We start from the raw sequence: 23,422 nt of genomic DNA, 5'->3' as shown, positions 1-23,422 counted from the left end.
CGGGTCGAGATCGGCCGAATCTGTCTGTGCCTTTGCCATGTCCATCGTTTCGCAGGGTGGTCGTCGGACGCGGTAGCGCGTGCCTGACGGCTCCACCCTATGTGTTCCGGTGTGTCGAGAGGTCCGGATGGTCCCGACCAGCGGTGGGTGAACAATGGCGGACGTGCAGCTGATGAGCTTCGACGACACGGCCAAGGTGCGAGATCTGCGGCGGATGAAGACCGTCGCGACCGGATTCCTGGTGCTGGCGACGGTCGTCTACGTGGTGGCGCTGTGGCGTGAGCACGCCGGCGCCGGGGTCTGGGTGGGCTATGTGAAGGCCGCGGCGGAGGCCGGCATGGTGGGCGCGCTGGCCGACTGGTTCGCGGTGACCGCGTTGTTCCGCCACCCCCTCGGGCTGCCGATCCCGCACACGGCGATCATCAAGCGCAAGAAGGACCAGCTCGGGACCGGCCTGGGCTCGTTCGTCGGGGAGAACTTCCTGGCCCCGGACGTGGTGACCGCCAAGCTCGACAGCGCCCGGATCCCGCTGCGGGTCGGCACGTGGATGGCGGAGCCGGACCACGCCCAGCGGGTCGCGTCGGAACTCTCGACGCTGGCGCTGGGCATGGTCACGGTGCTCCGCGACGAGGACGTGCAGCAGATCATCGACGCCACGATCGTGCGCCGGCTGGCCGAGCCCGCGTGGGGACCGCCGATCGGCAAGGTTCTCGAAGAGCTGATCAAGGAGAACCGGCAGTTGCCGCTGATCGAGCTGCTCGCCGAACGGGCGTACCAGTGGGCGCTGGGCTCGCAGGAGACGATCGACCGGATCGTGACCCGGGACGCGCCGACCTGGTCTCCGCGGTTCGTCGACCTGCTGCTCAGCGAGAAGATCCACCGCGAGTTGGTCGAGTTCACCTGGAAGGTGCGGTCGGACCCCGACCACGAGGTGCGGCAGGCCGCCAACCGGTTCCTCGTCGAGTTCGCGAACGATCTGCAGCACGACCCGGAGACGATGGCCAAGGCCGAGAAGATCAAGGCGGAGGTGATGGGGCGCAAGGAGATCACCGGTGCCGCGGAGGCCGCGTGGCGGGTCGCGAAGAAGCTGATCACGGACTCCGTCGAGGACCCGTCGAGCACGCTGCGCCGCAAGCTCGTCGAGTACGTCACCCGATTCGGTGAGCGCCTGCGTGACGACGACGCGATGCGCGCGAAGTTCGACCGGTGGTTGTCCGACGGGGTGCGCTATGTCGTCGAGAACTATGCGCACGAGATCACCGGGTTGATCACCGACACGGTGGCGCGCTGGGATGCGGAGGAGGCCAGCCGGAAGATCGAGTTGCAGGCCGGTCGCGACCTCCAGTTCATCCGGATCAACGGGACCGTGGTGGGCGCCCTCGCGGGCTTGGTGATCTTCGGCATCTCTCAGTTGTTCGTGGGCTGACCGAGGTCGTCGACCCGCCGCCCGCAACTGAACGATCGACCAATTAAACCCGGCCCCACCTGCGCAAGCATTGTGCTTGCAATAGCTAGCACCCGTCGGTAGCATCGCCGGTGCAGCCAACGGAGGTGATGGCGATGTCCGATTCGGATCCTTCTTTCCCCGCGGAGAACTCCACCGGGGAAACGGCCGATTCAGCTGAGAACTCCGCTGTCGATGCGATCGACGGCGGACCGACGCGGGGTGCTGACCAATCAGGCGACGGGGCGGGCGAGTACGCCGCACGGGTGGTCAGCTCGGCAGCGCAGGACATCGGCAGCTTCATCAGGTCTCAGCGGGAGGCCGCGCAGGTCTCGCTTCGGCAACTCGCCGAGCGGGCCGGCGTGAGCAACCCGTATCTGAGTCAGATCGAGCGTGGGCTGCGCAAACCGTCCGCCGAGGTCCTCGGTCAGATCGCCAAGGGCCTGAGGGTTTCCGCCGAGGCGCTTTATGTTCGCGCGGGAATCCTCGAACAGCGGGAGCCGAGCCCGGTGCGTGACGCCGTGCTCGCCGACACCGCGATCACCGAGCGGCAGAAGCAGGTGATCCTCGAGATCTACGGGTCGTTCTGTCGCGAGAACGCCGCGGCGCCAACGGGACCCGAGTCCGGCGATCCCGCGCCGGAGTGATCTCGAACGTCCGCACTGCGCCGGGCGATCAGCAAACACACCAACCCACATGACCGGGAGATCCGCAATGTCCAACCCCATCGAGAACGTCAGGACGCCGCTGCTCGCGGCCGTCGGTGCCGGTGACATCGCCGTTCAGGCCGTCGCCGACATCGCCACCAAGCTGCGTGAGCGCGCCGAGTCGGCCTCCACCGACTGGCAGGTCCGCGCCGACGAGACCCGCGAGCGCCTGCAGTCCTTCCCCGACGAGTTCCCCGAGCAGATCGCCGAACTGCGCGAGAAGTTCACCTCCGAGGAACTGCGCAAGGTCGCCGAGGCCTACATCCAGGTCGCCACCGACCTGTACAACTCGCTCGCCGAGCGCGGCGGGGAGGCCGTCGACCGGATCCGCAAGCAGCCGCTGGTCGAGGAGAACATCGAGCGCGCCGAGGCTGCCGTCGCCGATGCGCGTGAGCGTGCCGAGTCAGCCGTCGCGGACGCCCGCGAGCTGACCGAGGAGGCCCTCGGCACCGTCGCGGCCAAGACCCGTGAGGTCGGCGAGCGCGCCGCGAAGCTCGCCGGTCGCGCCTCCGGCCGTATCTCCGACGCCGCGCTCGACGCCGCCGAGGACCTCGAAGAGGCCGCGGGCGAGGCTGCCGACCGGGTCGTCGACGCCGGCGCCGACGTCGCCGACAAGGTGACCGACCTGGGTGAGAAGGCGCAGGCCCGCGCCACCGCCGCCTCCAAGCGGGTGCAGGCCGCCGCGAAGCCGGCCCCCGCGAAGAAGGCCCCTGCGAAGAAGGCGCCCGCCAAGAAGGCTGCACCGAAGGCCTGATCGTCGAAGGCCTGATTTCGGGCCTCCCACGACACCCCGGTTCCGGACTTCTGGAGCTGGGGTGTCGTGGCGTTCCGGTCGTCGGACCGGAACCCCGTGCGGCTCCTCTAGACTGGACGTCGTGTTCGGACTCGCATCGTTGATCATGACCGTCCTCTACTGGGCTGCCATCGCGTTCGGTGCGTTTGCCGTCGTGCACGCGGTTCGCCAGCGCCCCGACGCGTTCACCGCCGTCGACAAGCTGACCAAGCCCATCTGGCTGGGTATCCTCGCCGTCGCGATCCTGGTGTTGTTCCTGACCGGGCCGATCAGCATGCTCGGCGTGCTCGGCATCGTGGCCGTGGGCGTCTACATGGCGGACGTGCGCCCCAAGGTCGACGCGGTGCAGCGCGGTCCGCGCTGGTGACCCGCCCGCCCTGCCGAACTCCGGCGGGGCGTTTCCTCATCCGGTGACGGCCCATGCCGCGACCGATTCTTGCTGTGACGTGCGGGTACGGAAAACCTGTCCGTAAACCTTGCCAATGCTCGTTGTCTCAATCCATACTGGTATCAGTAACCGGAAGTACCGGGTTTCTGGATCGGATTGGGAGCGATGATGTCGATCACCGAGGATCGGACCGTGGCGCAGGGGCGCCGGTCCAAGCACGGGGGACGTCAGGAGACCGCGGCCCGCTTGCTCGCCTCGTCGGCCCGTAAGTCGTACGACCCGACGGTCGAGGTCGACTGGGAGGCGCCGATCGACGACTCGCTCTACGGCATGACCCCCGAGTGGTGCAGCCTGTACGGCACCGAGATGTGGGAGTCGATGACCCAGGAGCAGCGCGTCACGCTCAGCAAGCACGAGGCCGCGAGCATCAGCTCCACCGGCATCTGGTTCGAGATGTGTCTGATGCAGATGATCCTGCGCGACGTCTACTGGCAGCGCTACGACAGCAACCATGTGATGTTCGGCCTGGCCGAGATCGCCGACGAGTGCCGGCACTCGACGATGTTCGCGCGCGCCTTCCAGAAGTTCGGTATCCCCAACTACAAGCCCAACAAGGCGATCATGTGGCTGGGCGCGTTCTTCAAGTCGACCTCGACGGGGTCGCTCGCCTACGGCGGCACGCTGTTCGCCGAGGAGATTCTCGACATGATGCAGCGCGACTTCATGAAGGACGACCGCGTCCAGCCGATCACCCGCTCGGTGAGCAAGATCCACGTCACCGAGGAGGCGCGGCACATCCGCTTCGCCCGCGAGGAGACCATCCGAAAGGCCGCGGAGCTGGGCCGGGTCCAGCGCGCCTATGCGCGGTTGCTGATGGGCGGAACCGCGTATTTCGTCGTCAAGACGCTGGTACACAAGGACGCCTACAAGGCGGCGGGGCTGGATCCGAAGGAGGCGCGCAAGGTCGCCGCGAACAACCCGCATCACCAGTCGATGATCCGCAACGGCTGCGCCGGCACCGTGCAGTTCCTCGACTCGGTCGGCTTGGTAGGCGGTCCGTCGAAGTTCCTGCTCAAGCGGGCCAACATCGTCTGACTCGCCACTCCTCACGCCGACCTCACACACTGTGCGCGCACTTCACATGCACCCGGGTTCGTGTGAAGTGCGCCCTGGATATGTGAGGTGACACCGGTCCCTGACCGGCCCCGCTCAACGAGCGCGGGCCGCGGTCGCGCAGCCGCTAGAATTCAGCAGGACGCGCGTACTGAGAGGGCCGAGGCAGGCGATGAAGGAGTACCGGATCGACGACCTGGCCCGCGAGGCCGGGGTCAGTGTCCGCAACGTCCGTGTCTATCAGGATCGGGGGCTGCTGCTGCCGCCGCGCAGGCAGGGCCGCTCGGGCTGGTACTCGGAGAACCATCTGGCGCGGCTGCGGCTGATCTCGCGGATGCTCGACCGCGGCTACACCTTCGCCACCATCCGCGAGTTGCTCACCGCCGCCCAGTACGGGCTCCGGGTCGAGGACCTGTTCGAGACCGGCGACATCGGCGGGCGCTGGGGGAGTATCCGGCAGAAGGCGCGATTGACCATGGCCGAGCTGCGCAAGCTGTTCGGCGAGCGGACCACCGCGGCGGACATCGAACGCACCACCGAGCTCGGTGCGCTCGCCGCGGACGGGGAGGACGGGTACTCGGTGCGCAGGCCGCAGCTGGTGCAGGCCGCGTCGGCGCTGGTGGAGGTCGGTGTGCCGCTGGAGGATCTGCTGTCGCTGGCCGAGCACGTGCGGGCCGATCTGCAGGACGTGGCGCAGCGGTTCGTCGGGCTGGTCGCCGACCACTACCTCGGCACCGTGGGCAGCGAGCGGGACCTGGACCCGGACAAGGTCCGGGAGATCGCGACGTTGATCAACAAGGTCCGTCCCGATGCCAACCGAGTGGTCCAGGTGCTGCTCGCCGAGAGCATGGAGCAGGAGATCGCCAAGGCCATCGGGCGGGCGGCCGACCAGCTGCAGACCGACGAATAGCCTGTGATCCGCCATCGTGCGGTGAACGAATGTTAACGATTAGGTCCAAAAAACGGACCTCCGTGTAACGCAAGCCTCGCGTATGTGTAACTCTCAGTTGACTGAGAGGTTGATCACACTTCCTCCTCGTCGCCTCGAGGAAAGGACGCGCGATGGTGGCCATGAAGCCTTCGATCGACCGGTTGCCGCTGGGACTCGTACCGATCGGGTTCGTGCCGACCGGGATCGGACAGGCCGGTCTCGTGCAGAAGCTGACGACCGGCATCGCTGCGCCGATGTCGCGGTCCAGGTCGCTGGCCGAGGCCCGGGCACGATCCGAACGCCGCCTCCTCGACCGGTTGCTGCGCAGCCCGGCGGACGACCCGGAGCGCATCCCGGTGTCCGGCGCGGACGGGTGCCCGATCAACGTCGAGGCCAGGGGGCCGGCCGACGGCCCGCTGGTCGTGCTCAGCCACGGCTGGACCTGCTCGACCGAGGTGTGGCACGCGCAGGTCAACGATCTCGCCCGCGACCACCGCGTGATCACCTACGACCAGCGCGGTCACGGCCGGACGCCGACCGGTGCGATGCCGCTGGACGCGAACACGCTCGCCGACGACCTGGCCGCGGTGCTGCAGGCGACCGTGCCGCGCGGCAGGCGTGCGGTGATCGCCGGGCACAGCATGGGCGGGATGACCGTGATCGCCTGGGCCGGAAGGCATTCCGGTCAGGTCCGGCGCTATGCGGGTGCGGTGCTGTTGGCCAGCACGGCGACCGACCGGCTGATCGCGGACGTCGGTGTGGTGCCGGTCCCCGAGGGGCTGCCCTGGGCGACCGAGCGGATCGGTCACGCCGCACTGACCGCGCGTGTGTCCGCGGCGCTGCTGCCGCAGTGGGGTTTCCGTTATGTCGCGGTCGGACCCGACGCGACGCCCGCGCAGGCGGAGTTCTGCAGGAAGGTGGTCAACTCGTGCTCGGCCCGCAACCGCGCCCTGTGGGGCGCGGCGATCGCCGGCCTGGACATCCGGGCCGCACTGCACGGGCTGACCGTGCCGACGTCGGTGCTCGTCGGACAGGCCGACCGTCTCACCCCTCCGGTCCACGCGCGCCGGATCGCGCAGGTGCTGGCCGAGACCGGGCATCTCGAGCGGTTGCTCGAACTGCCCCGCGTCGGTCACATGAGCCAGGTCGAGTCGCCGCGCGCGTTCACCGCCGAACTGCGCCGGCTGGCGGTGCTGTCGGCACGTTCCACGACGGCCGCGGGGCGTCGGCACGCCTGACCGCGCCGTAGCGGCCGGCGCCCGAAGGGTCGACGCTCAGCTGAAGACGACGGTCTTGCGGCCGTGCACCAGCACCCGGTCCTCGAGGTGCCAGCGCAGGCCCCGCGCCAGGACGAGCTTCTCGATGTCACGGCCCTGGCGCACCATGTCGGGGACCGTGTCGGAGTGGTCGATGCGGGTGACGTCCTGCTCGATGATCGGTCCCGCGTCGAGTTCGCCGGTCACGTAGTGGCAGGTCGCGCCGATCAGTTTCACGCCGCGGGCGAACGCCTGGTGATAGGGGCGGGCGCCGACGAAGGACGGCAGGAAGCTGTGGTGGATGTTGATCGCCCGGCCCGTCCAGTGTTCGCACAGTTCCGGCGGCAGCACCTGCATGAAGCGGGCCAGCACCACCGCGTGCGGGTCGTGGGCGTCGACGATCTCCCGAATCCGCGCGAAGGCCGCGGTGCGGGCCTCGACACGGGCGTCGTCGTCGGTTCCGGCAGCGGGGAACGGCACGTGGTGGAAGGCGACGCCGTGCGCGCGGGCGACCGGTTCGAGGTCGCGGTGGTTGCCGATGACCGCGGTGATGGTCGCGGGCAGTTCGCCGCCGGCCGCGCGACCGAGCAGGTCGTGCAGGCAGTGGCCCTCCTTGCTGACCAGCAGCACCACCCGTTTCGGCTCGCCGCTGTCGTGGAGCGACCACTCGGTCTCGGGGCCGAGTTCGGCGGCGACCTTCGCGAACCGCTCACGGATCTCGTACGCGCTCAGCTCGACCGAGCTCGCCCGGATGGCCTGCCGGGTGAAGAACCAGCCGGTGTCCTCGTCCGCGTGGTAGGCCGCCTCGACGATCCATCCCCCCAACTCGGCCAGGAAGGCGGAGATCCGCGCCACGATGCCGGTGCGGTCGGGGCATCCGAGGGTGAGGACGAAACGGCGATCGTCGCCGACGGCGGGATTCATGTGGCCAGTGTCTCAGGCGGCACAGCGGACAGGGGCGCGAGGTCGCCTTGTGTCAAGCTGTCGGGCATGTCATCCCCGCAGCCGAACCGCAGCCAGCTCGCCAAGATGATCGACCACACCCTGCTCAAGCCGGAGGCGACCGTGGCGCAGGTGCGTGCGCTGGTCGACGAGGCAGCCGGACTCGGCGTGCTGGCGGTGTGCGTCTCTCCGTCGATGCTGCCGCTGCGGGCGCCGGGGCTGGTCACCGCGACGGTGGTCGGGTTCCCGTCGGGTGCCCACCACTCGCTGGTTAAGGCGGCCGAAGCCCGGCTGGCGGTGGACAGCGGCGCGCAGGAGGTGGACATGGTGATCGACCTCGGCGCGGCGGTGTCCGGCGACTACGGCGCCGTGCTGGCGGACATTCTCACGGTTCGCGAGGCGGTACCGGCGCCGACCGTACTCAAGGTCATCATCGAGTCCGCCGCGCTGCTGGCCTCGGATCGAGGCGAGGAGGCCGTCGTCGAGTGTTGCGCGGCGGCCGAACGGGCGGGCGCGGACTTCGTCAAGACCTCGACGGGGTTCCACCCGGCCGGCGGGGCCGGCGTCGCCGCGGTGTCGCTGATGGCCCGTACCGTCGACGGCCGGCTGGGGGTCAAGGCGTCCGGAGGGATCCGGACCGCCGAGTTCGCGCTCGAACTGGTGGCCGCGGGTGCCACCCGGCTGGGGCTTTCGGGTACGCGGACGGTGCTCGACGGCCTGCCCGCCTGACAGACGGTCGGTCCGGCTCTGGTCAGGCCAGCGAGCAGCCGCTCTGACCGGACTGCGTACCCGACGCGGGTTGCAACGTGGTGTGGCCGCCGGTGAGACCGATCTGGATGCCGGCGTCGGAGACCTTCACCGCGGTCGGGGTCAGGCCCATCGGATAGCCGGCCATGCTCCCGGTCATCAGGTCGACGACCTGGGCGACGGCGTCGGTGGGCAGCCCGATCCCGAATGCCTGGGCACCGAGCGTGTTGACGACGACGCGGTCGTTCTGGATCTGCGGCTGCAGCGTGATCGAGCCGAGGCCGCCGACGAACTGCAACTGCATCGAGCCATCGGCGCCCGTGGTGTCGATCCCGGTGATCAGCCCGCCGAACGGCAGGGTCTGCAAGCTCTGCTGGATCGCGGAGGTGGGCCAGGTGACCGTGGCGGTGGAGCTGGCGATGGAGCCGTCCTGGCCGCTGCCCTGGGGAAGTCGCACGTCGTCGAACCGGGACTGGACCTGCATGTTCTTGAGCTGCGGGCCGCCGGGCTGACCGAAGGTGGCGTCCTTGCTGTCGACTGTGATGTACGGGATCTTCTTGTCGAGCATCGTCAGCAGCATCGGCTTCGGGCTCAGGCCGACGTCGACGGGTCCGCCCATCTGCTCGGACAGTGAGTCGCTCAGGCACGACGTGACCTTGTGGCGCAGGTAGAACTCGCCGCCGACCCCGGCTGCGACAAGCGCGACGAGGACGGCGACGACGACCAGCAGCGCGATGCTCGCCTTGGAGCGCTTCGGCTTCTGCGGGCTGCCGGTGATCGAGTGCGTGTAAGTGGTCATCGTCGGCCATTCTTCCCGATGATCGGGGGCTCGGACGCGGGAAATGTCTGAAGGTTCTGTGAGGGTTCCCGTTGTCCTGTGGCGCAGATCACATACGGATAGCATTCGGTCATGAACGGTCGCATCGGTTCCCGTTCCGGCGGCTCGCCCGACCCCGCGTATCGGGGCACGCCGGAGCGCCGGCTGCGTAGGCTCGCCTTCGAGCAGGCGGGCTACTTCACGGTCGGGCAGGTGCTCGACATCGGCTACTGCGCACGCGAGATCGGCGACAACCTGGCCCGTGACGCCTGGCAGCGGGTGGACCGCGAACTGTTCCGGCTGCCGGACTGGCCGCACTCGGACACCGAGGAGTTCGCCCGGTGGTGCCTGTGGGCAGGGGAGCGGGGCGTGATCTCGCACCAGTCGGCGGCGGGCCTGCACGGGCTCGGGACGCTGCGCCCCTATTTCGTCCACCTGGTCGCGCCGGACGGGGTCAACCCGACCGCGCCGCAGGTCGTCGTGCACCATGAATCGCTCGCGCCCACGGATGTCGAACGGGTGCAATGCTTTCCGATCACCACCGCGGTGCGGACGGTGTGCGACCTCGCGGACGTGGGCATCTCCCAACACGAACTCGACCTCGTGGTCGGCGATGCGGTGCGGCGCGAAGACGTCACCGTCGAGGATCTCGAGGAGCGGACCCACGAGCTGACCGATCACGGGTCGGAACGGCTGCTGCGCGCACTCGAGGCCGGCCTGGGCTGAGCATCTGGTCCGGTTCCTGGGCCGGGGCCGGCAGCGGTCGCGGTCAGGACGGCTGGACGCAGCTCCACGGCACCGTCAGCACGCAGTCCCGGAGCCGTCGGCGCGGGCGTGCGACCTCGATCCCCGCGTCGCGGAGCAGTTGGCACGCCACCCGCCACCGGGCCCGCGGACCGAACGGGGCGTGCGGCGCGGCCGTGGCCCAGCACCGGTCCGCGAGTTCGAGCAGGTGGTGGATCCGCTCGCCGGGCACGTTGCGGTGGATCAGCGCCTTGGGGAGCCGTTCGGCCAGATCGGAGGGGCGCTCGACGGTGTGCGGATCCCACGCCAGCGTCAGCGACCTGGGGCCGTCGGCGTCGAGCAGCACCCAGACGCAGCGGCGACCCAACTCGTCGCAGGTTCCCTCGATGATCAACCCGCCCGGCGCGAGCCTCCGCCGCAGCGACGCCCAGGCCTCGGGCACCGCCTCCTCCGGGTATTGCCGCAGCACGTTGAACGCCCGCACCAGTACCGGGCGCAGCCCGGCCATCTCGAACCCGCCGCGCGCGAACACCACGCCCTCGCGGCCGGGGACCACGCGGGCGGGATCGATCTCCAGCCCGACCATCCGCAGATCCGGGCGGACCGTGCGCAGCCGTCGGGCCAGCTCGATCGTCGTGACCGGGCTGGCGCCGTAGCCGAGGTCGACCACCAGCGGCTCGGCCGCGCGGGTGAGTGCACGGTGAACCGAGGGGTCGTGCACGAGCCAGCGGTCGCTGCGGCGCAAACGGTTGATGCCGGTGGTGCCGCGGGTGATGACGCCGACGGGGCGCGGGGTCGTGTGTGACCGGCTCACGCCCGGTCGCTGAGCCACTTCTCGGTGAACTCGGCCTCGGCACGGAACAGGTCGACGAGGTTGACCAGCATGAGCTGCTCGAGCTTGCTGCCGACGAACGGGATGAACACCTTGGCCTCGGGCGAGGTCCGCAGCGTCGACCCGGTCGGGGTGTTGAACAGCTCGATCGTGCCGTCGAGCGCGCCCGGACCGGCCGGGATGGAGGCGGAGAACTCGCCCTTCGCGGTGTCACCGTCGAACGGGCCGTAGCTGGCCTTACGGGTGATGACCAGGTCCTTCTTCATCACGGTCTGGGCGATGGTGGGCAGGGTCTCGCGCGGGATCACCTGGGTCAGGTGCACGGCGATGCCGCTGTCCTCGACGGTGAGGGACTCGACGTGCGAAGTGGGGGTCAGCTCACGCATCTCGGCCATCAGGCCGTCCCAGTAGTCGCGGTCGGACAGCGCGGCGTACACCCGATCTGCCGAGAAGGGCAGTCGGGCGGAGTAGTCGATGCGGCGGGCCATGACAGGCAGGTTACCGTGACAGGTTGTGTCCACCATCGACCCAGCGCAGATCGCGACGCGAGCCGGTGCCCGGTTCGAACGCGACGTCCCCCTCGCGCCGTACACCACCTTGCGTCTGGGCGGTCCCGCCACGGCAATGGTGACCTGCACCTACACCGACTCGTTGGTGTCGGTCGTGCGGGAACTGGACGCTGCCGGCGTCCCGCTGCTGGTCCTGGCGGGCGGCTCCAACCTGGTGATCGCCGACACGGGATTTGACGGCGTCGTGGTGCGGGTGGCGAACCCGGCGGTGCAGATCGGCGGTCCCGCCGACGGGACCACTGACGGGACTGTTGTGCGGGCCGAGGCCGGGGCGGTGTGGGACGAGGTGGTCGCGGCGACCGTGTCCGCCGGGCTCGGCGGGCTGGAGTGTCTGTCCGGCATCCCCGGATCCGCGGGGGCGACCCCGGTGCAGAACGTCGGTGCCTACGGCGTCGAGGTCGGTTCGGTGCTGCGGCGCGTGCGGCTGCTGGACCGGCGCACCGGGAACGTCCACTGGGCTCAGCCGGGCGAACTGTCCCTCGGGTACCGCACCAGCGTCCTCAAGCATTCGGACGACGCGCTGGTACTCGAGGTCGAGCTGGACGTGACCGCCGACGGTCTGAGTGCGCCGCTGCGCTATCGCGAGCTGGCGTCCGCGCTGGGTGCCGCCGAGGGCGAGCGCGCGCCGGTCGCGCACGTGCGCGAGTGCGTGCTCAAGCTGCGCGCGGGCAAGGGGATGGTGCTCGATCCCGCCGACCACGACACCTGGAGCGCGGGGTCGTTCTTCACCAACCCGATCGTGCCGGCGGACCGGCTGCCCGCCGTGCTGTCCGCGATCGAGACGCGGGTGGGCGCCGATGTCGCGGTCCCGCGGTACCCGGTCGCCGGCAGTGACGCGGTCAAGTTGTCCGCGGGGTGGCTGATCGAGCGGGCCGGCTTCCACCGCGGCCATCCGGGCACGTCCGCTCCCGCGCGGCTGTCGACCAAGCACACCCTCGCGCTGACCAACCGGGGTGCGGCGGCCACCACGGATCTGCTCGACCTGGCCCGGGACGTGCGGGCCGGGGTACGGGAGGCGTTCGGGGTGACGCTGGAACCGGAACCCGTGCTGGTCGGCTGCGCGTTCTGACGCGCCGCCCCGTGCGCCGCGCCCGACCGGGTCGAGGATGGACCGGACCGGGCGGTCCTGTTCGGGGAGCCGTCCGGCAAATCTGTCGTCCGACTTCGGTAACGTTGCCCCATGCGTATGAGGGGTGTGGGGGCCGTGCTCGGCGCCCTGATGATCGGGGCCGGTCTGCTGGCGGGGTGCTCCGGTACTTCCGGTACGGCCAAGCCGGCCGCCGGGCCGGTCGCGCTCGTCAGTTTCCAGCCGGGCGACCACGCCGCCGGGATCAACCCGAAGGCCCCGGTGTCGGTGCAGGTCGCGCGGGGCACTTTTCAAGACGTGGCGCTGACCAACCCGTCCGGCAAGCAGATCGCCGGCACGTTGAACCCGGCCCGCACCGTGTTCACGGTCGCCGAACCGCTGGGTTACGGGACGACCTACCGCTGGTCGGGCCGCGCGGTCGGCACCGATGCGAAGCCGGTGCCGGTCAGCGGCAGTTTCACCACCGTCGCTCCGTCGTCCACGACCGAGGCCAGGCTGAACATCGCCGACGACCAGTCGGTCGGCATCGCCGCGCCGATCATCCTCAAGTTCGACAAGCACGTCGAGAACAAGGCCGCGGTCGAGAAGGCGCTGTCGGTCACGACGAACCCGCCGACGACCGGCGGCTGGGCGTGGCTCCCGGACGACGGCGGGTCGCGCGTGCACTGGCGCCCGCAGCACTACTGGACGCCCGGGACGACCGTGCAGGTCAAGGCCCCGCTCTACGGTGTCGACTACGGCCAGGGCGCGTGGGGCGCGCAGGACCTGACGTTGAACTTCGCCATCGGGCGCAGCCAGATCGTCAAGGCCGACGCGACCAGCCACCGCATGCAGGTGGTGCGCGACGGCCAGACCGTGATGGACATCCCGGTCAGTTACGGGCAGGGCAACGAGCTGCGCAACGTCACCCGTAGCGGCATCCACGTGGTGACCGAGAAGTACGAGGACATCCACATGTCCAATCCGCCGTACTACACCGACGCGCACGAGCGCTGGGCGGTGCGGATCTCCAACAACGGCGAGTTCATCCACGCGAACCCGCTCACGGTCGGCAACCAGGGCTCGACGAACGTCACCAACGGCTGCATCAACCTGTCCACCTCGGACGCGCAGCAGTACTTCGGCACGGCCGTCTACGGCGATCCGGTCGAGGTCAGCGGTACCCGCATCGACCTGTCCGCGGCGGACGGCGACCTGTACGACTGGGCGATCGACTGGCCCACCTGGCAGTCGATGTCGGCGCTGCCGGCCCCGCCCGCCTGACCGGTCCCGTCGGGGCCCGGCCAGGCCCGTCGAGCGGTCAGTGGGTCCGGTGGCTGCGGGTCGCCGACGCCTGATCGCGCGGCTTGACCACGATCTGATCGATGTTGACGTGCGAGGGGCGGCTCGCGACGAAGCCGACGATCTCGGCGATGTCCTCTGCGATCAGCGGGGTCAGCCCGGCGTAGACGTCGGCGGCGCGTTCGGCGTCGCCGCCGAAGCGCACCAGCGAGAACTCGGTCTCGACCATCCCGGGGCAGATCTCGGTGAGCCGCACGGGCTTGCCCAGCAGTTCGCCGCGCAGCGTGCGGTGCAGCACGCCCTGTGCGTGCTTCGCCGACGTGTATCCGGACCCGTTGTCGTAGGTCCCCAGCGCCGCGACCGACGTGACCGTGACGATCAACCCGTCGCCGGAGTCGATCAGCTTGGGCAGCAGCGCCTTGGTCATGCGCAGGGTGCCGAGCACGTTCGTCTCCCACATCCAGCGCCAGTCGTCCAGGTCGGCCTCCAGGACCGGGGCCAGTCCCTTCGCGCCGCCGGCGTTGTTGACCAGCACGTCGACTCGCGGGATCACCGCGGTGAACGCGTCGACCGAGTCCTCGTCGGTGACGTCCAGGGCCAGCGCGGTGCCGCCGATCTCCTCGGCCAGCTCCTCGAGGCGCTCGACACGACGGGCGCCGAGTACGACATGAAATCCTTGTGCGGCAAGGGTTCTGGCAGTGGCGGCACCGATTCCGGAGCTGGCGCCGGTGACGACTGCGATACGGGATTCGGCTGGTTGGGTCATGCCGCGATCCTAGTTCGCGGGGTCGCGCGCCCCGGTGCCGCCGGTGGCCGCGTGATCGTCGTCGCGCCGGGCCGGGGCATACCCTGAACACATGGCAGAACACAGCGCGGCGGTCCGCGAGGCACTCAGTGCCGACGGCACCCGCATCGTCTACCGCGTGGACGGGCCGGCCGACGCGCGTCCGCTGGTCCTGGTGCACGGCTGGGCCCAGTCGTCGGCGTGCTGGGGGCCGAACGTGCTGGCCGCCCTGACCCGGCAGTTCCGGGTCGTCGCGCTGGACCTGCGCGGGCACGGGTACTCCGGCGCGCCCGACGACGGCTACGCCGATCCGGAGAACTGGGCCGCAGACCTGGCCGCGGTGCTCGCGGCCGAGCAGATCACCTCGGGTGCGGTACTCGTCGGATGGTCCTACGGTGGGCTGGTGTGCTGTGACTACCTCGACCGCCGCGGCAGTGAGGCGGTGGCCGGCCTGGTGCTGGTCGGCGCGATCACCGGCATCGGCATGGGCCAGCACGGCGGGCGGATCGGCAAGGCGATGACCGGCGCGATGCCGGACGCGCTGTCCGCCGATCCCGATGTCGCAGTGCCGGCGCTGACCGAGTTCACCGCCGCCTTGCGCGGCACCGCGATCGGCAAGGGCGACCGGGAGCAGGCGCTGCTGGGCGCCGGACTGGCGACCCCGCCGCGGGTGCGGGCCGCACTGTTCGGCCGGACCGTCAACCACGACGATCTGCTCGCCCGGCTGACGATCCCGGTCCTGGTCATGCACGGCACCGCCGATCGTGTGGTCGATCTGCAGTCGGCGCGATACGCGGTCGAGACGGTCCCGCACGCCCGGGCGTCGTTCTGGGAGGGCGGCGGCCACGTCCCGTTCCTGGAGAACGAGGGGCGGTTCATCGGGGAGATCGGCGAGTTCGTGGCCTCTCTACCGGCGCGGCCGGTGGGGGAGCGGTGGGTCCACAGTCAGCCGCGCGGCGAGGAGATCGCACGGTGATGGCATCACCCGGTCGGGCGCCGGCGCTGCGCCGCGTCGCCGTGCTGTCCGTGCACACCTCGCCGCTCGCGCAGCCCGGCACCGGGGATGCCGGCGGCATGAACGTCTATGTGCTGCAGACCGCCCGCGAGCTCGCGCAGCGGGGTGTGGAGGTGGAGATCTTCACCCGCGCCACCAGCTCGGCGACCGAGCCGGTGCAGGAGGCGGCCCCCGGAGTGCTGGTCCGCAACGTGGTCGCCGGGCCGTTCGAGGGGCTGGACAAGCGCGACCTGCCCACGCAGCTGTGCGCGTTCGCCGCCGGGGTGCTGCGCGAGGAGGCCCGCCGCGAGCGCGGCTACTACGACCTGGTCCATTCGCACTACTGGCTGTCCGGGCAGGTCGGCTGGCTGGCCCGCGACCGGTGGGGGGTGCCGCTGGTGCACACCGCACATACCCTGGCCGCGGTGAAGAACGCGTCGCTGGCGGAGGGGGACACCCCCGAGCCGGCGGCGCGGCAGATCGGTGAGCAGCAGGTCGTGGACGAGGCCGACCGGTTGATCGCCAACACCGTCGAGGAACGCGACCAGCTGGTCTCGATCCACGGTGCCGACCCAGAGCAGGTCGACGTGGTCGCCCCCGGTGCGGATCTGACCCGCTACCACCCCGGCAACCGCGCGGCGGCCCGTGCGGAGCTGGGCCTCGACCCGGACGAGACCATCGTGACCTTCGTCGGGCGGATCCAGCCGCTCAAGGCGCCGGACGTGCTGCTGCGCGCGGCGGCGGCGATGCCGGACCGTGCGGTCCGGGTGCTGGTGGTCGGCGGTCCGTCCGGCACCGGGCTGGACCGGCCGCAGGCGCTGATCGAACTGGCCGCGCAGCTCGGCATCTCCGACCGGGTCACGTTCCTGCCGCCGCAGCCGCCCGCGCGGCTCGCGCAGGTGTACCGAGCGTCGGACCTCGTGGCCGTACCGAGTTATTCGGAGTCGTTCGGGCTGGTGGCCATCGAGGCCCAGGCCTGCGGGACGCCGGTCGTCGCGGCCGACGTCGGCGGGCTCGGGGTCGCGGTGCGCGACGGCGAGACCGGGCTGCTGGTGGCCGGGCACCGCACCGACGACTGGGCGGCGGCATTGACGTCGCTGGTCGCGGATCCGGGCCGTCGGGCGCGGCTGGCGCAGGCGGCGCCCGAGCATGCGGCCGGGTTCTCCTGGCGGCACACCGCGGACGGGCTGCTGGCCAGCTACACCGCGGCGCTCGAGGATCGGCACCTGGTGACGGTGCCGTCCGGGATCGCGGCCCCGCGCGGGCCGCTGCGGACCCGGGGAATGTGGAAGCTGCGACGAACCGGAGGGGTGCGGACATGACCGGCGGCGAGGATGTGGTCGAGCGGAACTGCGAGCTGATCGAGGCCACGCTGCGCGAGCGGGACCTGGAGTTCACCCGGCCGGAGGGGCCGCACTTCGTGGTCACCCTGCCCGGTGAGCACAAACTCAAGACGACCTGCCTGCTCACCGTCGGCCGGCACGGGGTGCGCGTGGAAGCGTTCGTCTGCCGGCATCCCGACGAGAATTTCGCCGAGGTCTACCGGTTCCTGTTGCGCCGCAACCGCAATCTCTACGGCGTGGCCTACACGATCGACAAGATCGGCGACATCTACCTGGTCGGCCGCCTGGCGGGCGACGTCGTCGGCGCCGAGGAGATCGACCGCGTGCTGGGGCAGGTGCTCGAGGCCGCCGACGGGGACTTCAACACGATCCTCGCGATCGGCTTCCTCACCTCGATCCGTCGCGAATGGCGGTGGCGGACGGTGCGGGGCGAGTCGCTGCGCAATCTCGAGGCCTTCGAGCACCTCGTCACGGACGTGGACCGCGCGGCCGCGGCGCGCGGTGAGGTGCAACTGGCCGAGCGTGAGGCGCAGACCGGACTGCCGGAGTAGTTCCTGTCGGTCGACCGGCTCGGGATGGTCGATTACTGTAACCGTCGATGCACCGGTACCTCGAAGGAGAGCGATGAGCTTCCGCAGTCCCTACCCCGACGTCGACATCCCCGAGCAGTCGCTCTACGACTACCTGTTCGGTGGCATCGCCGAGGCCGACCTCGTCCGCACGGCGCTGATCGACGGTCCGACCGGCGCCGAGACGTCCTACGGCGAGCTGATCGAGCAGATCGACGCGGTCGCGGGTGCACTGGCCGCGCGGGGTCTCGCCGTCGGAGACGTCGTGGGTCTGCTGTCGCCGAACAGCCCCGCCTTCGCCGCGGTGTTCCACGGCATCCTGCGCGCAGGCGGCACGGCGACGACGATCAACGCGCTGTACACGGGGCCGGAGATCGCCAAGCAACTCGCCGACGCGGATGCGCGGTTCCTGATCACCGTCTCCCCGCTGCTCGACCACGCGAAGGAGGCGGCCGCGCAGGCAGGCCTCGACGACGAGCACCTGATCGTTCTCGACGGCCCGGGCCGGGCGGCCGGGGAACATCCCAGCCTGGCGGACCTGCTGGCGCAGCACGCGCCGGTGCCGGAGGTGTCGTTCGACGCGGCCACGCATCTGGCAGCGCTGCCGTATTCGTCGGGCACCACGGGCCGGGCCAAGGGCGTGATGCTCACCCACCGCAATCTCGTCGCCAACGTCGCGCAGACGGCCGAGCTGACCAACACCACCCGGGACGACACCGTCCTCGCGGTGCTGCCGTTCTTCCACATCTACGGCATGACCGTGCTGCTGAACTCGGCGCTGCGCTCGCGCGCGAAGCTGGTCACCATGCCGAGGTTCGACCTCGTGCAGTTCCTGACATTGATCCAGCAACACCGCTGCACGTTCGTCTACATCGCCCCGCCGGTCGCGGTCGCGCTGGCCAAGCACCCGATCGTCGACCAGTACGACCTGTCCAGCGTGCACACGATCCTCTCCGGCGCGGCGCCGCTCGACGAACAGCTCGGCAAGGCCGTGGCCGCGCGCATCGGCTGCAAGGTTCGGCAGGGCTACGGCATGAGCGAGATGAGCCCGGTCAGCCACGTGATCCCGCACGACGGCGACGCGATGGCGCTCGACTCGGTCGGGGTGACCGTCCCCAACATGGAGTGCAAGCTCGTCGACCCGGACACCGGTGACGAGGTCGCGGTGCCCGCCGCCGGTGTGAGCGAGCCGGGCGAGCTGTGGTGCAAGGGGCCGAACGTGATGGTCGGGTACCTGAACAACGCCGAGGCCACGGAGGCCACGCTCGACGCCGACGGTTTCCTGCACACCGGCGACATCGCCACCGTCTCCGCCGACGGTGTGGTCACGATCGTCGACCGGCTCAAGGAGCTGATCAAGTACAAGGGCTATCAGGTGCCGCCTGCCGAACTCGAGGCCGTACTGCTGACCCATCCGCAGATCGCCGACGCCGCGGTCATCGGCGTGATCGACCCGGCCGCCGGCGAGGAGGTGCCGAAGGCGTACGTGGTGCGGCAGCCTCAGTCGGGGCTGACCGAGCAGGACGTCATCGACTTCGTCGCGGCGAAGGTGGCTCCGCACAAGAAGGTCCGGCAGGTCGCGTTCATCGAGGCGATTCCGAAGTCGTCGGCGGGGAAGATCCTGCGTAAGGACCTGCGGGCCGCCAACTGAGTCACGGGCACGGCCGGACCGTGTCGGCCGGGCACCGTCGGCGACTAGGATCGGCGGTGTCCGGTGCGGCATCCGGCCGGGCGTGAGATCTCACGCGAGATCTCACGGCAATCAGCGACCCCGCGGAATGGGAGGCCGGAATGGATGACGTCCTCCGCGAATACCGCGACGAGCTGAAGGCGATCGAGCGGCGGGTCGCCGCCGAGATCGTGCCGGGCCGTCGGGGACTGGTCATCGCGGGCCTGATCGGCGCGGTCGTCGTGGCGATGTTGCTGCCGTATCCGCATGCGGGCTCCGGTTGGGCGGTGTTCGGGCAGGATCTGCATCCGCGGTTCGGCCCGGGCGTGGTCTTCCCCGCCGTGTTCGCGCACTTCGTGCTCGTCTTCGGCATCCTGGCCTCCGGGCTGGCGCTGCTGACCCGCCGCTGGGCGTTCGCCTGGATCGCGATGTACGGCACCGCGCTGGGCACCGTGATCGGCTTTCTCGCACTGTGGTCCCGTCAGACGCCGACCGGCGGCAGGCCGCCGCGCGGGACCGGCACGGGTGCGGTCACCGAGCCGGTGTGGGGGCTGAGCGTGCTGGTCGTCGCGATGCTGGTGATGGCCGTGCTGTGGGTCGGATTGGTGTGGAGCCGGGCGAACGTCATGCCCCGGCGGTCGGACCGGTAGCCCCTCGGCGCGCGCTCGACCGGGCGGAGAACCGGCAGCCACCGGTCGAGAAGGTCGGGGGCGGATGCCAGGATGAACGCATGAGTATCGGAACCCTTGTGCTGCTCCGCCACGGCGAGAGCGAGTGGAACGCCCTGAATCTGTTCACCGGCTGGGTGGACGTGCGCCTGACCGAGAAGGGCATGGCGGAGGGCAAGCGGGCCGGTGAGCTGCTCAAGGAGCATGACCTGCTCCCCGATGTGCTGTACACCTCGCTGCTGCGCCGCGCGATCAGCACCGCCAACCTGGCGCTCGACGAGGCGGACCGGCACTGGATCCCGGTCGTGCGCGACTGGCGGCTCAACGAGCGCCACTACGGCGCCCTGCAGGGCAAGAACAAGGCGCAGACCAAGGCCGAGTTCGGCGAGGACCAGTTCATGCTGTGGCGTCGCAGCTATGACACCCCGCCGCCGCCGATCGAGGCCGGCAGCGAGTACAGCCAGGACACCGACGCGCGCTACGCCGACCTGCCGGAGGTCCCGCTGACCGAGTGCCTGCTCGACGTCGTCAAGCGGCTGATCCCGTACTGGGAGTCGACGATCTCCCAGGAGCTCAAGGCCGGCAAGAACGTGCTGGTCACCGCCCACGGCAACTCGCTGCGGGCGCTGGTCAAGCACCTCGACGGCATCTCCGACGACGACATCGCCGGGCTGAACATCCCGACCGGCATCCCGCTGCGGTACGACCTCGAGGTCACCGAGGACGGGTCGCTGCGCCCTCTCAACAAGGGCGGCACCTACCTCGACCCGGAGGCCGCCGCCGCCGGCGCCGCCGCGGTCGCGAACCAGGGAGCCAAGTAGCACCGGCGACGTGCGCCGACCATGGCCGGCCGCGCGGGCAGTTCGCCCGCGCGGCCGGCCGTGTCGTTTCCGGCGCCCGGCCCGGCCGTCTTCGTCCGGGCGGGGGGCGTGGGTTCGGGTCCGTCGGCCGGGGCCCGGGGCAGGCTCGCAGTGGCGCCGACCACACCGTCGGCCAACAGCGGGTGAACGGCGGCCGAACATCGTCGAATCGGCTTGTGACATGCTGCGCGAACGACGCACCCTGCTCGGGTGATCATGTTTTCGCACGTACGATTCGTGGGTGACCGTGGTGGAGGCGCTGCTGCTGGCCGTCGTGGCCGCGTTCGCGGGGTATCTGATCGGCGCGGTCGTCATACCTCGACTCAACGCCCGCCACGAGCGGCGTCAGGAAGAGCGCAACGGCCTGACCGTCTCGGAGGTGCTCGACCTGATCGTGCTGTCGTCGAGGAGCGGGATCGCGGTGGTCGACCAGTTCCGGGACGTGGTGCTGTTCAATCCGCGCGCCGAGGAACTCGAACTGGTGCGTGAGCGGCAACTCGACGAGCGCGCATGGGTCGCCGCGGAGCGGGTGCTCGCCGAACGCGGCCGCCCCGACGCCGACCTCGGCAGGGGCGTCGACTTCGACCTGAGTGGTCCGGGCCGGCAGCCCGGACGCGGCACCCTGTCGGTGCGCGGCCAGGCGCGGCTGCTCAGCGAGCAGGACCGGCGCTTCGCCGTCGTGTTCGCCGACGACGATTCCGAGCAGGTCCGCATGGAGGCCGCCCGGCGCGACTTCGTCGCCAACGTCAGCCACGAGCTCAAGACACCGGTCGGCGCGATGGCGCTGCTGGCCGAGGCCCTGCTCGAATCGGTTGACGACCCCGACATCGTGCGGCACTTCGGCAAGCGGGTGCTCGAGGAGTCGAACAGGCTCGGAGAGATGGTGACCGAACTGATCGCGCTGTCCCGGTTGCAGGGTGCGGAGAAGCTGCCCGACCTCGAGGTGGTCGACATCGACGACGTGGTCGCGGAGTCGCTCAACCGGGCGCGGCTGGCCGCGGAGGCGGCGGAGATCCGGGTGACCACCGACCGTCCGGGCGGGCTGCAGGTGCTCGGTGACCGCACGCTGCTGGTGACCGCGCTGACCAACCTCGTCTCCAATGCGATCAACTACTCATCGCCGGGGACGAAGGTGTCGGTCAGCCGTGCGCTGCGCGGCGACGTCGTGCAGATCAGCGTCGCCGACCACGGCATCGGGATCGCACCCGAACACCAGGAGCGGGTCTTCGAACGGTTCTTCCGCGTCGACAAGGCGCGCTCGCGGGCGACCGGGGGGACGGGGCTGGGCCTGGCGATCGTCAAACACGTCGCCGCGAATCACAACGGCACGATCAAATTGTGGAGCAAGTTGGGCATGGGGTCGACGTTCACGTTGGAATTGCCGGCGTACGTCGGCCCGGGCGCCCGGACGGCGACCGGCACCGAGTCCGGTGCCGAGCAGAGGCAAGAGAGCAGAGAGGACATTCGTCGGTGACCCGAGTGCTGATCGTGGAGGACGAGCCCGCGCTGGCCGAGCCCCTGGCCTTCCTGCTGGGCAGGGAGGGCTTCGAGGTGGCGGTCGCCGCGGACGGCCCGTCCGCGCTCGTCGAGTTCGACCGGGTCGGCGCGGACATCGTGCTGCTGGACCTGATGCTGCCGGGCATGAGCGGAACCGACGTGTGCAAGCAGTTGCGGGTCCGGTCGTCGGTGCCGGTCATCATGGTCACCGCCCGGGACAGCGAGATCGACAAGGTCGTCGGGCTCGAACTCGGCGCGGACGACTACGTCACCAAGCCGTACTCGGCGCGCGAGCTGATCGCCCGGATCCGGGCGGTCCTGCGCCGCGGTGCCGACAACGGCGAGGACGTCGCGCTCGACGGTGGTGTGCTCGAGTCCGGCCCGGTGCGGATGGACGTCGAGCGGCACACCGTCATGGTCGACGGCGCGCCGGTGACGCTGCCGCTCAAGGAGTTCGACCTGCTCGAGTATTTGATGCGCAATTCCGGGCGGGTGCTCACCCGCGGGCAGCTCATCGACCGGGTCTGGGGATCGGACTACGTCGGCGACACCAAGACGCTCGACGTGCACGTCAAGCGGCTGCGCGCCAAGATCGAACGCGACCCCGCCAAGCCGACCCATCTGGTGACAGTGCGGGGGCTGGGCTACAAGCTCGAGGGCTGACCGCCCCGTGAACGATGCGGTCGGGCTCTATCCCCCCACGGGCAACTCACGCAACGGGTGGCGTCGCCGCCTCAGGCGCGCCGGAGCACCGCGACCATGAAGTCCGACACCGGGGTGAACGGCCGCAGGTCCCAGGTGGACAGCATCAGATCGGGGACGAAGCCGGTCGCCTCGGCGTCGGCGCGGAACTCGTCGAACTCGTAGCCGCGGCCGATCCCGAAGCCGAACACGGCGCGTCCGTCGTCGGCGAGCAGCGGGCACAGGTTGGCCAGCACCTGCCGCCGGGTGCTCGGCGCCAGGAAGGTCATCACGTTCCCGGCACACACGATGGCGTCGAAGCCGGCGTCGACGCCGACCCGCGCGAGGTCGAGTTCGGCCAGGTCCTGGATCAGCCAGGTGGGCCCGGGATGTTCCTCGGCGGCGGCAGCGACCAGCACCGGATCGACGTCGACGCCGACCACCGTGTGCCCGCGGCGGGCCAACTCGCCGCCCACCCGGCCGGGGCCGCAGCCGGCGTCGAGGATGCGCGAGCCGCGCCGGACCATCGCATCGATCAGTCGGGCCTCGCCGTCGAGGTCCTCGCCGGCCTCGGCCATGGCGCGGAACCGCTCGATGTACCAGACGGAGTGCTCGGGGTTCGACTCGACCTGCTGGGTCCACAGACTCTTCTCGACCATGACCGCATTGTCGTCGACCGGCGCGGGCAGACGCAGGTGGGGTGGCC

General features: G+C 70.2%; 25 protein-coding genes. 19 read left to right on the top strand and 6 right to left on the bottom strand.

The window, feature by feature from the left end; all coding sequences use genetic code 11:
• The first annotated feature begins 154 nt into the window (after positions 1 to 154).
• From G4X40_RS07460 to G4X40_RS07430, 7 genes are all read left to right on the top strand, one after another.
• Positions 155 to 1,426: a DUF445 domain-containing protein gene (locus G4X40_RS07460; RefSeq protein WP_277831427.1), complete on the top strand. Its 1,272-nt coding sequence runs from the start codon at positions 155 to 157 to the stop codon at positions 1,424 to 1,426.
• Positions 1,427 to 1,560: 134 nt separating this feature from the next.
• Positions 1,561 to 2,091, top strand: a complete 531-nt coding sequence (locus G4X40_RS07455; RefSeq protein ID WP_277831426.1) for a helix-turn-helix domain-containing protein — start codon at positions 1,561 to 1,563, stop codon at positions 2,089 to 2,091.
• Between the two features lie 67 nt (positions 2,092 to 2,158).
• A complete protein-coding gene (locus tag G4X40_RS07450; RefSeq protein WP_277831425.1) occupies positions 2,159 to 2,905 on the top strand; it encodes a heparin-binding hemagglutinin in 747 nt (248 codons plus the stop codon).
• Between the two features lie 112 nt (positions 2,906 to 3,017).
• On the top strand, positions 3,018 to 3,311 hold the full coding sequence (locus G4X40_RS07445; protein WP_277832351.1) for a DUF2516 family protein: 294 nt from the start codon (positions 3,018 to 3,020) through the stop codon (positions 3,309 to 3,311).
• A gap of 189 nt (positions 3,312 to 3,500) precedes the next feature.
• Complete coding sequence (locus G4X40_RS07440; protein WP_277832350.1) at positions 3,501 to 4,427, top strand: AurF N-oxygenase family protein; 927 nt, start codon at positions 3,501 to 3,503, stop codon at positions 4,425 to 4,427.
• 190 nt (positions 4,428 to 4,617) lie between these two features.
• The gene (locus tag G4X40_RS07435; RefSeq protein ID WP_277831424.1) at positions 4,618 to 5,355 is read left to right on the top strand and encodes a MerR family transcriptional regulator; all 738 of its coding nucleotides are present in this window, start codon (positions 4,618 to 4,620) and stop codon (positions 5,353 to 5,355) included.
• A 161-nt stretch (positions 5,356 to 5,516) separates the two neighbouring features.
• Positions 5,517 to 6,614 (top strand): alpha/beta fold hydrolase, encoded by a 1,098-nt coding sequence (locus tag G4X40_RS07430; protein WP_277831423.1) that lies wholly within the window; start codon positions 5,517 to 5,519, stop codon positions 6,612 to 6,614.
• 36 nt (positions 6,615 to 6,650) lie between these two features.
• Here G4X40_RS07430 and purU read toward each other — a convergent pair whose 3' ends face one another.
• A complete protein-coding gene (purU, locus tag G4X40_RS07425) occupies positions 6,651 to 7,556 on the bottom strand; it encodes a formyltetrahydrofolate deformylase (protein ID WP_277831422.1) in 906 nt (301 codons plus the stop codon).
• Positions 7,557 to 7,622: 66 nt separating this feature from the next.
• On the opposite strand from purU, the gene deoC reads away from it, so the two are divergent.
• Complete coding sequence (gene deoC, locus G4X40_RS07420; protein WP_277831421.1) at positions 7,623 to 8,303, top strand: deoxyribose-phosphate aldolase; 681 nt, start codon at positions 7,623 to 7,625, stop codon at positions 8,301 to 8,303.
• Positions 8,304 to 8,325: 22 nt separating this feature from the next.
• Here the strand turns inward: deoC and G4X40_RS07415 are convergent, their stop codons facing one another.
• Positions 8,326 to 9,120, bottom strand: a complete 795-nt coding sequence (locus tag G4X40_RS07415; protein WP_277831420.1) for an LmeA family phospholipid-binding protein — start codon at positions 9,118 to 9,120, stop codon at positions 8,326 to 8,328.
• 111 nt (positions 9,121 to 9,231) lie between these two features.
• Here G4X40_RS07415 and G4X40_RS07410 point away from each other — a divergent pair, with 111 nt between their 5' ends.
• Complete coding sequence (locus tag G4X40_RS07410; RefSeq protein WP_277831419.1) at positions 9,232 to 9,864, top strand: type IV toxin-antitoxin system AbiEi family antitoxin domain-containing protein; 633 nt, start codon at positions 9,232 to 9,234, stop codon at positions 9,862 to 9,864.
• Between the two features lie 43 nt (positions 9,865 to 9,907).
• Here the strand turns inward: G4X40_RS07410 and G4X40_RS07405 are convergent, their stop codons facing one another.
• Entirely contained in the window at positions 9,908 to 10,696 is a 789-nt protein-coding gene (locus G4X40_RS07405) for an O-methyltransferase (protein ID WP_277831418.1), read from the bottom strand.
• Positions 10,693 to 11,202, bottom strand: a complete 510-nt coding sequence (locus G4X40_RS07400; RefSeq protein WP_277831417.1) for a DUF2505 domain-containing protein — start codon at positions 11,200 to 11,202, stop codon at positions 10,693 to 10,695. Before G4X40_RS07400 ends, G4X40_RS07405 begins: the two co-directional genes overlap by 4 nt.
• A gap of 34 nt (positions 11,203 to 11,236) precedes the next feature.
• Here G4X40_RS07400 and G4X40_RS07395 point away from each other — a divergent pair, with 34 nt between their 5' ends.
• A complete protein-coding gene (locus tag G4X40_RS07395; RefSeq protein ID WP_408642172.1) occupies positions 11,237 to 12,352 on the top strand; it encodes a UDP-N-acetylmuramate dehydrogenase in 1,116 nt (371 codons plus the stop codon).
• 111 nt (positions 12,353 to 12,463) lie between these two features.
• Positions 12,464 to 13,633: a L,D-transpeptidase gene (locus G4X40_RS07390; RefSeq protein WP_277831415.1), complete on the top strand. Its 1,170-nt coding sequence runs from the start codon at positions 12,464 to 12,466 to the stop codon at positions 13,631 to 13,633.
• Between the two features lie 37 nt (positions 13,634 to 13,670).
• On the opposite strand, the gene G4X40_RS07385 is transcribed toward G4X40_RS07390, so the two are convergent.
• Entirely contained in the window at positions 13,671 to 14,417 is a 747-nt protein-coding gene (locus tag G4X40_RS07385; protein WP_277831414.1) for an SDR family NAD(P)-dependent oxidoreductase, read from the bottom strand.
• 91 nt (positions 14,418 to 14,508) lie between these two features.
• Here G4X40_RS07385 and G4X40_RS07380 point away from each other — a divergent pair, with 91 nt between their 5' ends.
• The 8 genes from G4X40_RS07380 (at position 14,509) to G4X40_RS07345 (ending at position 22,698) form a co-directional block, all read left to right on the top strand.
• Positions 14,509 to 15,411, top strand: coding sequence for an alpha/beta fold hydrolase (locus G4X40_RS07380; RefSeq protein ID WP_277831413.1), 903 nt, complete (start codon positions 14,509 to 14,511; stop codon positions 15,409 to 15,411).
• Positions 15,411 to 16,751, top strand: coding sequence for a D-inositol-3-phosphate glycosyltransferase (gene mshA, locus G4X40_RS07375; protein WP_277831412.1), 1,341 nt, complete (start codon positions 15,411 to 15,413; stop codon positions 16,749 to 16,751). The genes G4X40_RS07380 and mshA overlap by 1 nt, the downstream gene beginning before the upstream one ends.
• Complete coding sequence (locus G4X40_RS07370) at positions 16,748 to 17,323, top strand: type III secretion system chaperone family protein (protein WP_277831411.1); 576 nt, start codon at positions 16,748 to 16,750, stop codon at positions 17,321 to 17,323. Before mshA ends, G4X40_RS07370 begins: the two co-directional genes overlap by 4 nt.
• Before the next feature lie 73 nt (positions 17,324 to 17,396).
• Positions 17,397 to 18,992 carry an AMP-binding protein gene (locus G4X40_RS07365; RefSeq protein ID WP_277831409.1) on the top strand — a complete coding sequence of 532 codons (1,596 nt, stop codon included), beginning with the start codon at positions 17,397 to 17,399 and terminating at the stop codon, positions 18,990 to 18,992.
• Positions 18,993 to 19,132: 140 nt separating this feature from the next.
• A complete protein-coding gene (locus G4X40_RS07360; protein WP_277831407.1) occupies positions 19,133 to 19,660 on the top strand; it encodes an Rv2732c family membrane protein in 528 nt (175 codons plus the stop codon).
• A gap of 80 nt (positions 19,661 to 19,740) precedes the next feature.
• Complete coding sequence (locus G4X40_RS07355; protein ID WP_277831405.1) at positions 19,741 to 20,499, top strand: phosphoglyceromutase; 759 nt, start codon at positions 19,741 to 19,743, stop codon at positions 20,497 to 20,499.
• A gap of 280 nt (positions 20,500 to 20,779) precedes the next feature.
• Positions 20,780 to 22,012 carry a sensor histidine kinase gene (locus G4X40_RS07350; RefSeq protein ID WP_277831403.1) on the top strand — a complete coding sequence of 411 codons (1,233 nt, stop codon included), beginning with the start codon at positions 20,780 to 20,782 and terminating at the stop codon, positions 22,010 to 22,012.
• Positions 22,009 to 22,698 carry a response regulator transcription factor gene (locus G4X40_RS07345; RefSeq protein ID WP_277831401.1) on the top strand — a complete coding sequence of 230 codons (690 nt, stop codon included), beginning with the start codon at positions 22,009 to 22,011 and terminating at the stop codon, positions 22,696 to 22,698. The genes G4X40_RS07350 and G4X40_RS07345 overlap by 4 nt, the downstream gene beginning before the upstream one ends.
• Positions 22,699 to 22,769: 71 nt before the next feature.
• Here G4X40_RS07345 and G4X40_RS07340 read toward each other — a convergent pair whose 3' ends face one another.
• Positions 22,770 to 23,375, bottom strand: coding sequence for a class I SAM-dependent methyltransferase (locus G4X40_RS07340; protein WP_277831399.1), 606 nt, complete (start codon positions 23,373 to 23,375; stop codon positions 22,770 to 22,772).
• Between the last annotated feature and the right edge of the window lie 47 nt (positions 23,376 to 23,422).

Source organism: Speluncibacter jeojiensis (assembly GCF_029589495.1).
GTDB classification, from domain to species: domain Bacteria; phylum Actinomycetota; class Actinomycetes; order Mycobacteriales; family Mycobacteriaceae; genus Speluncibacter; species Speluncibacter jeojiensis.
Note: the sequence above shows the minus strand (reverse complement) of the source record. Positions and strands in the feature narration are given on the sequence as shown.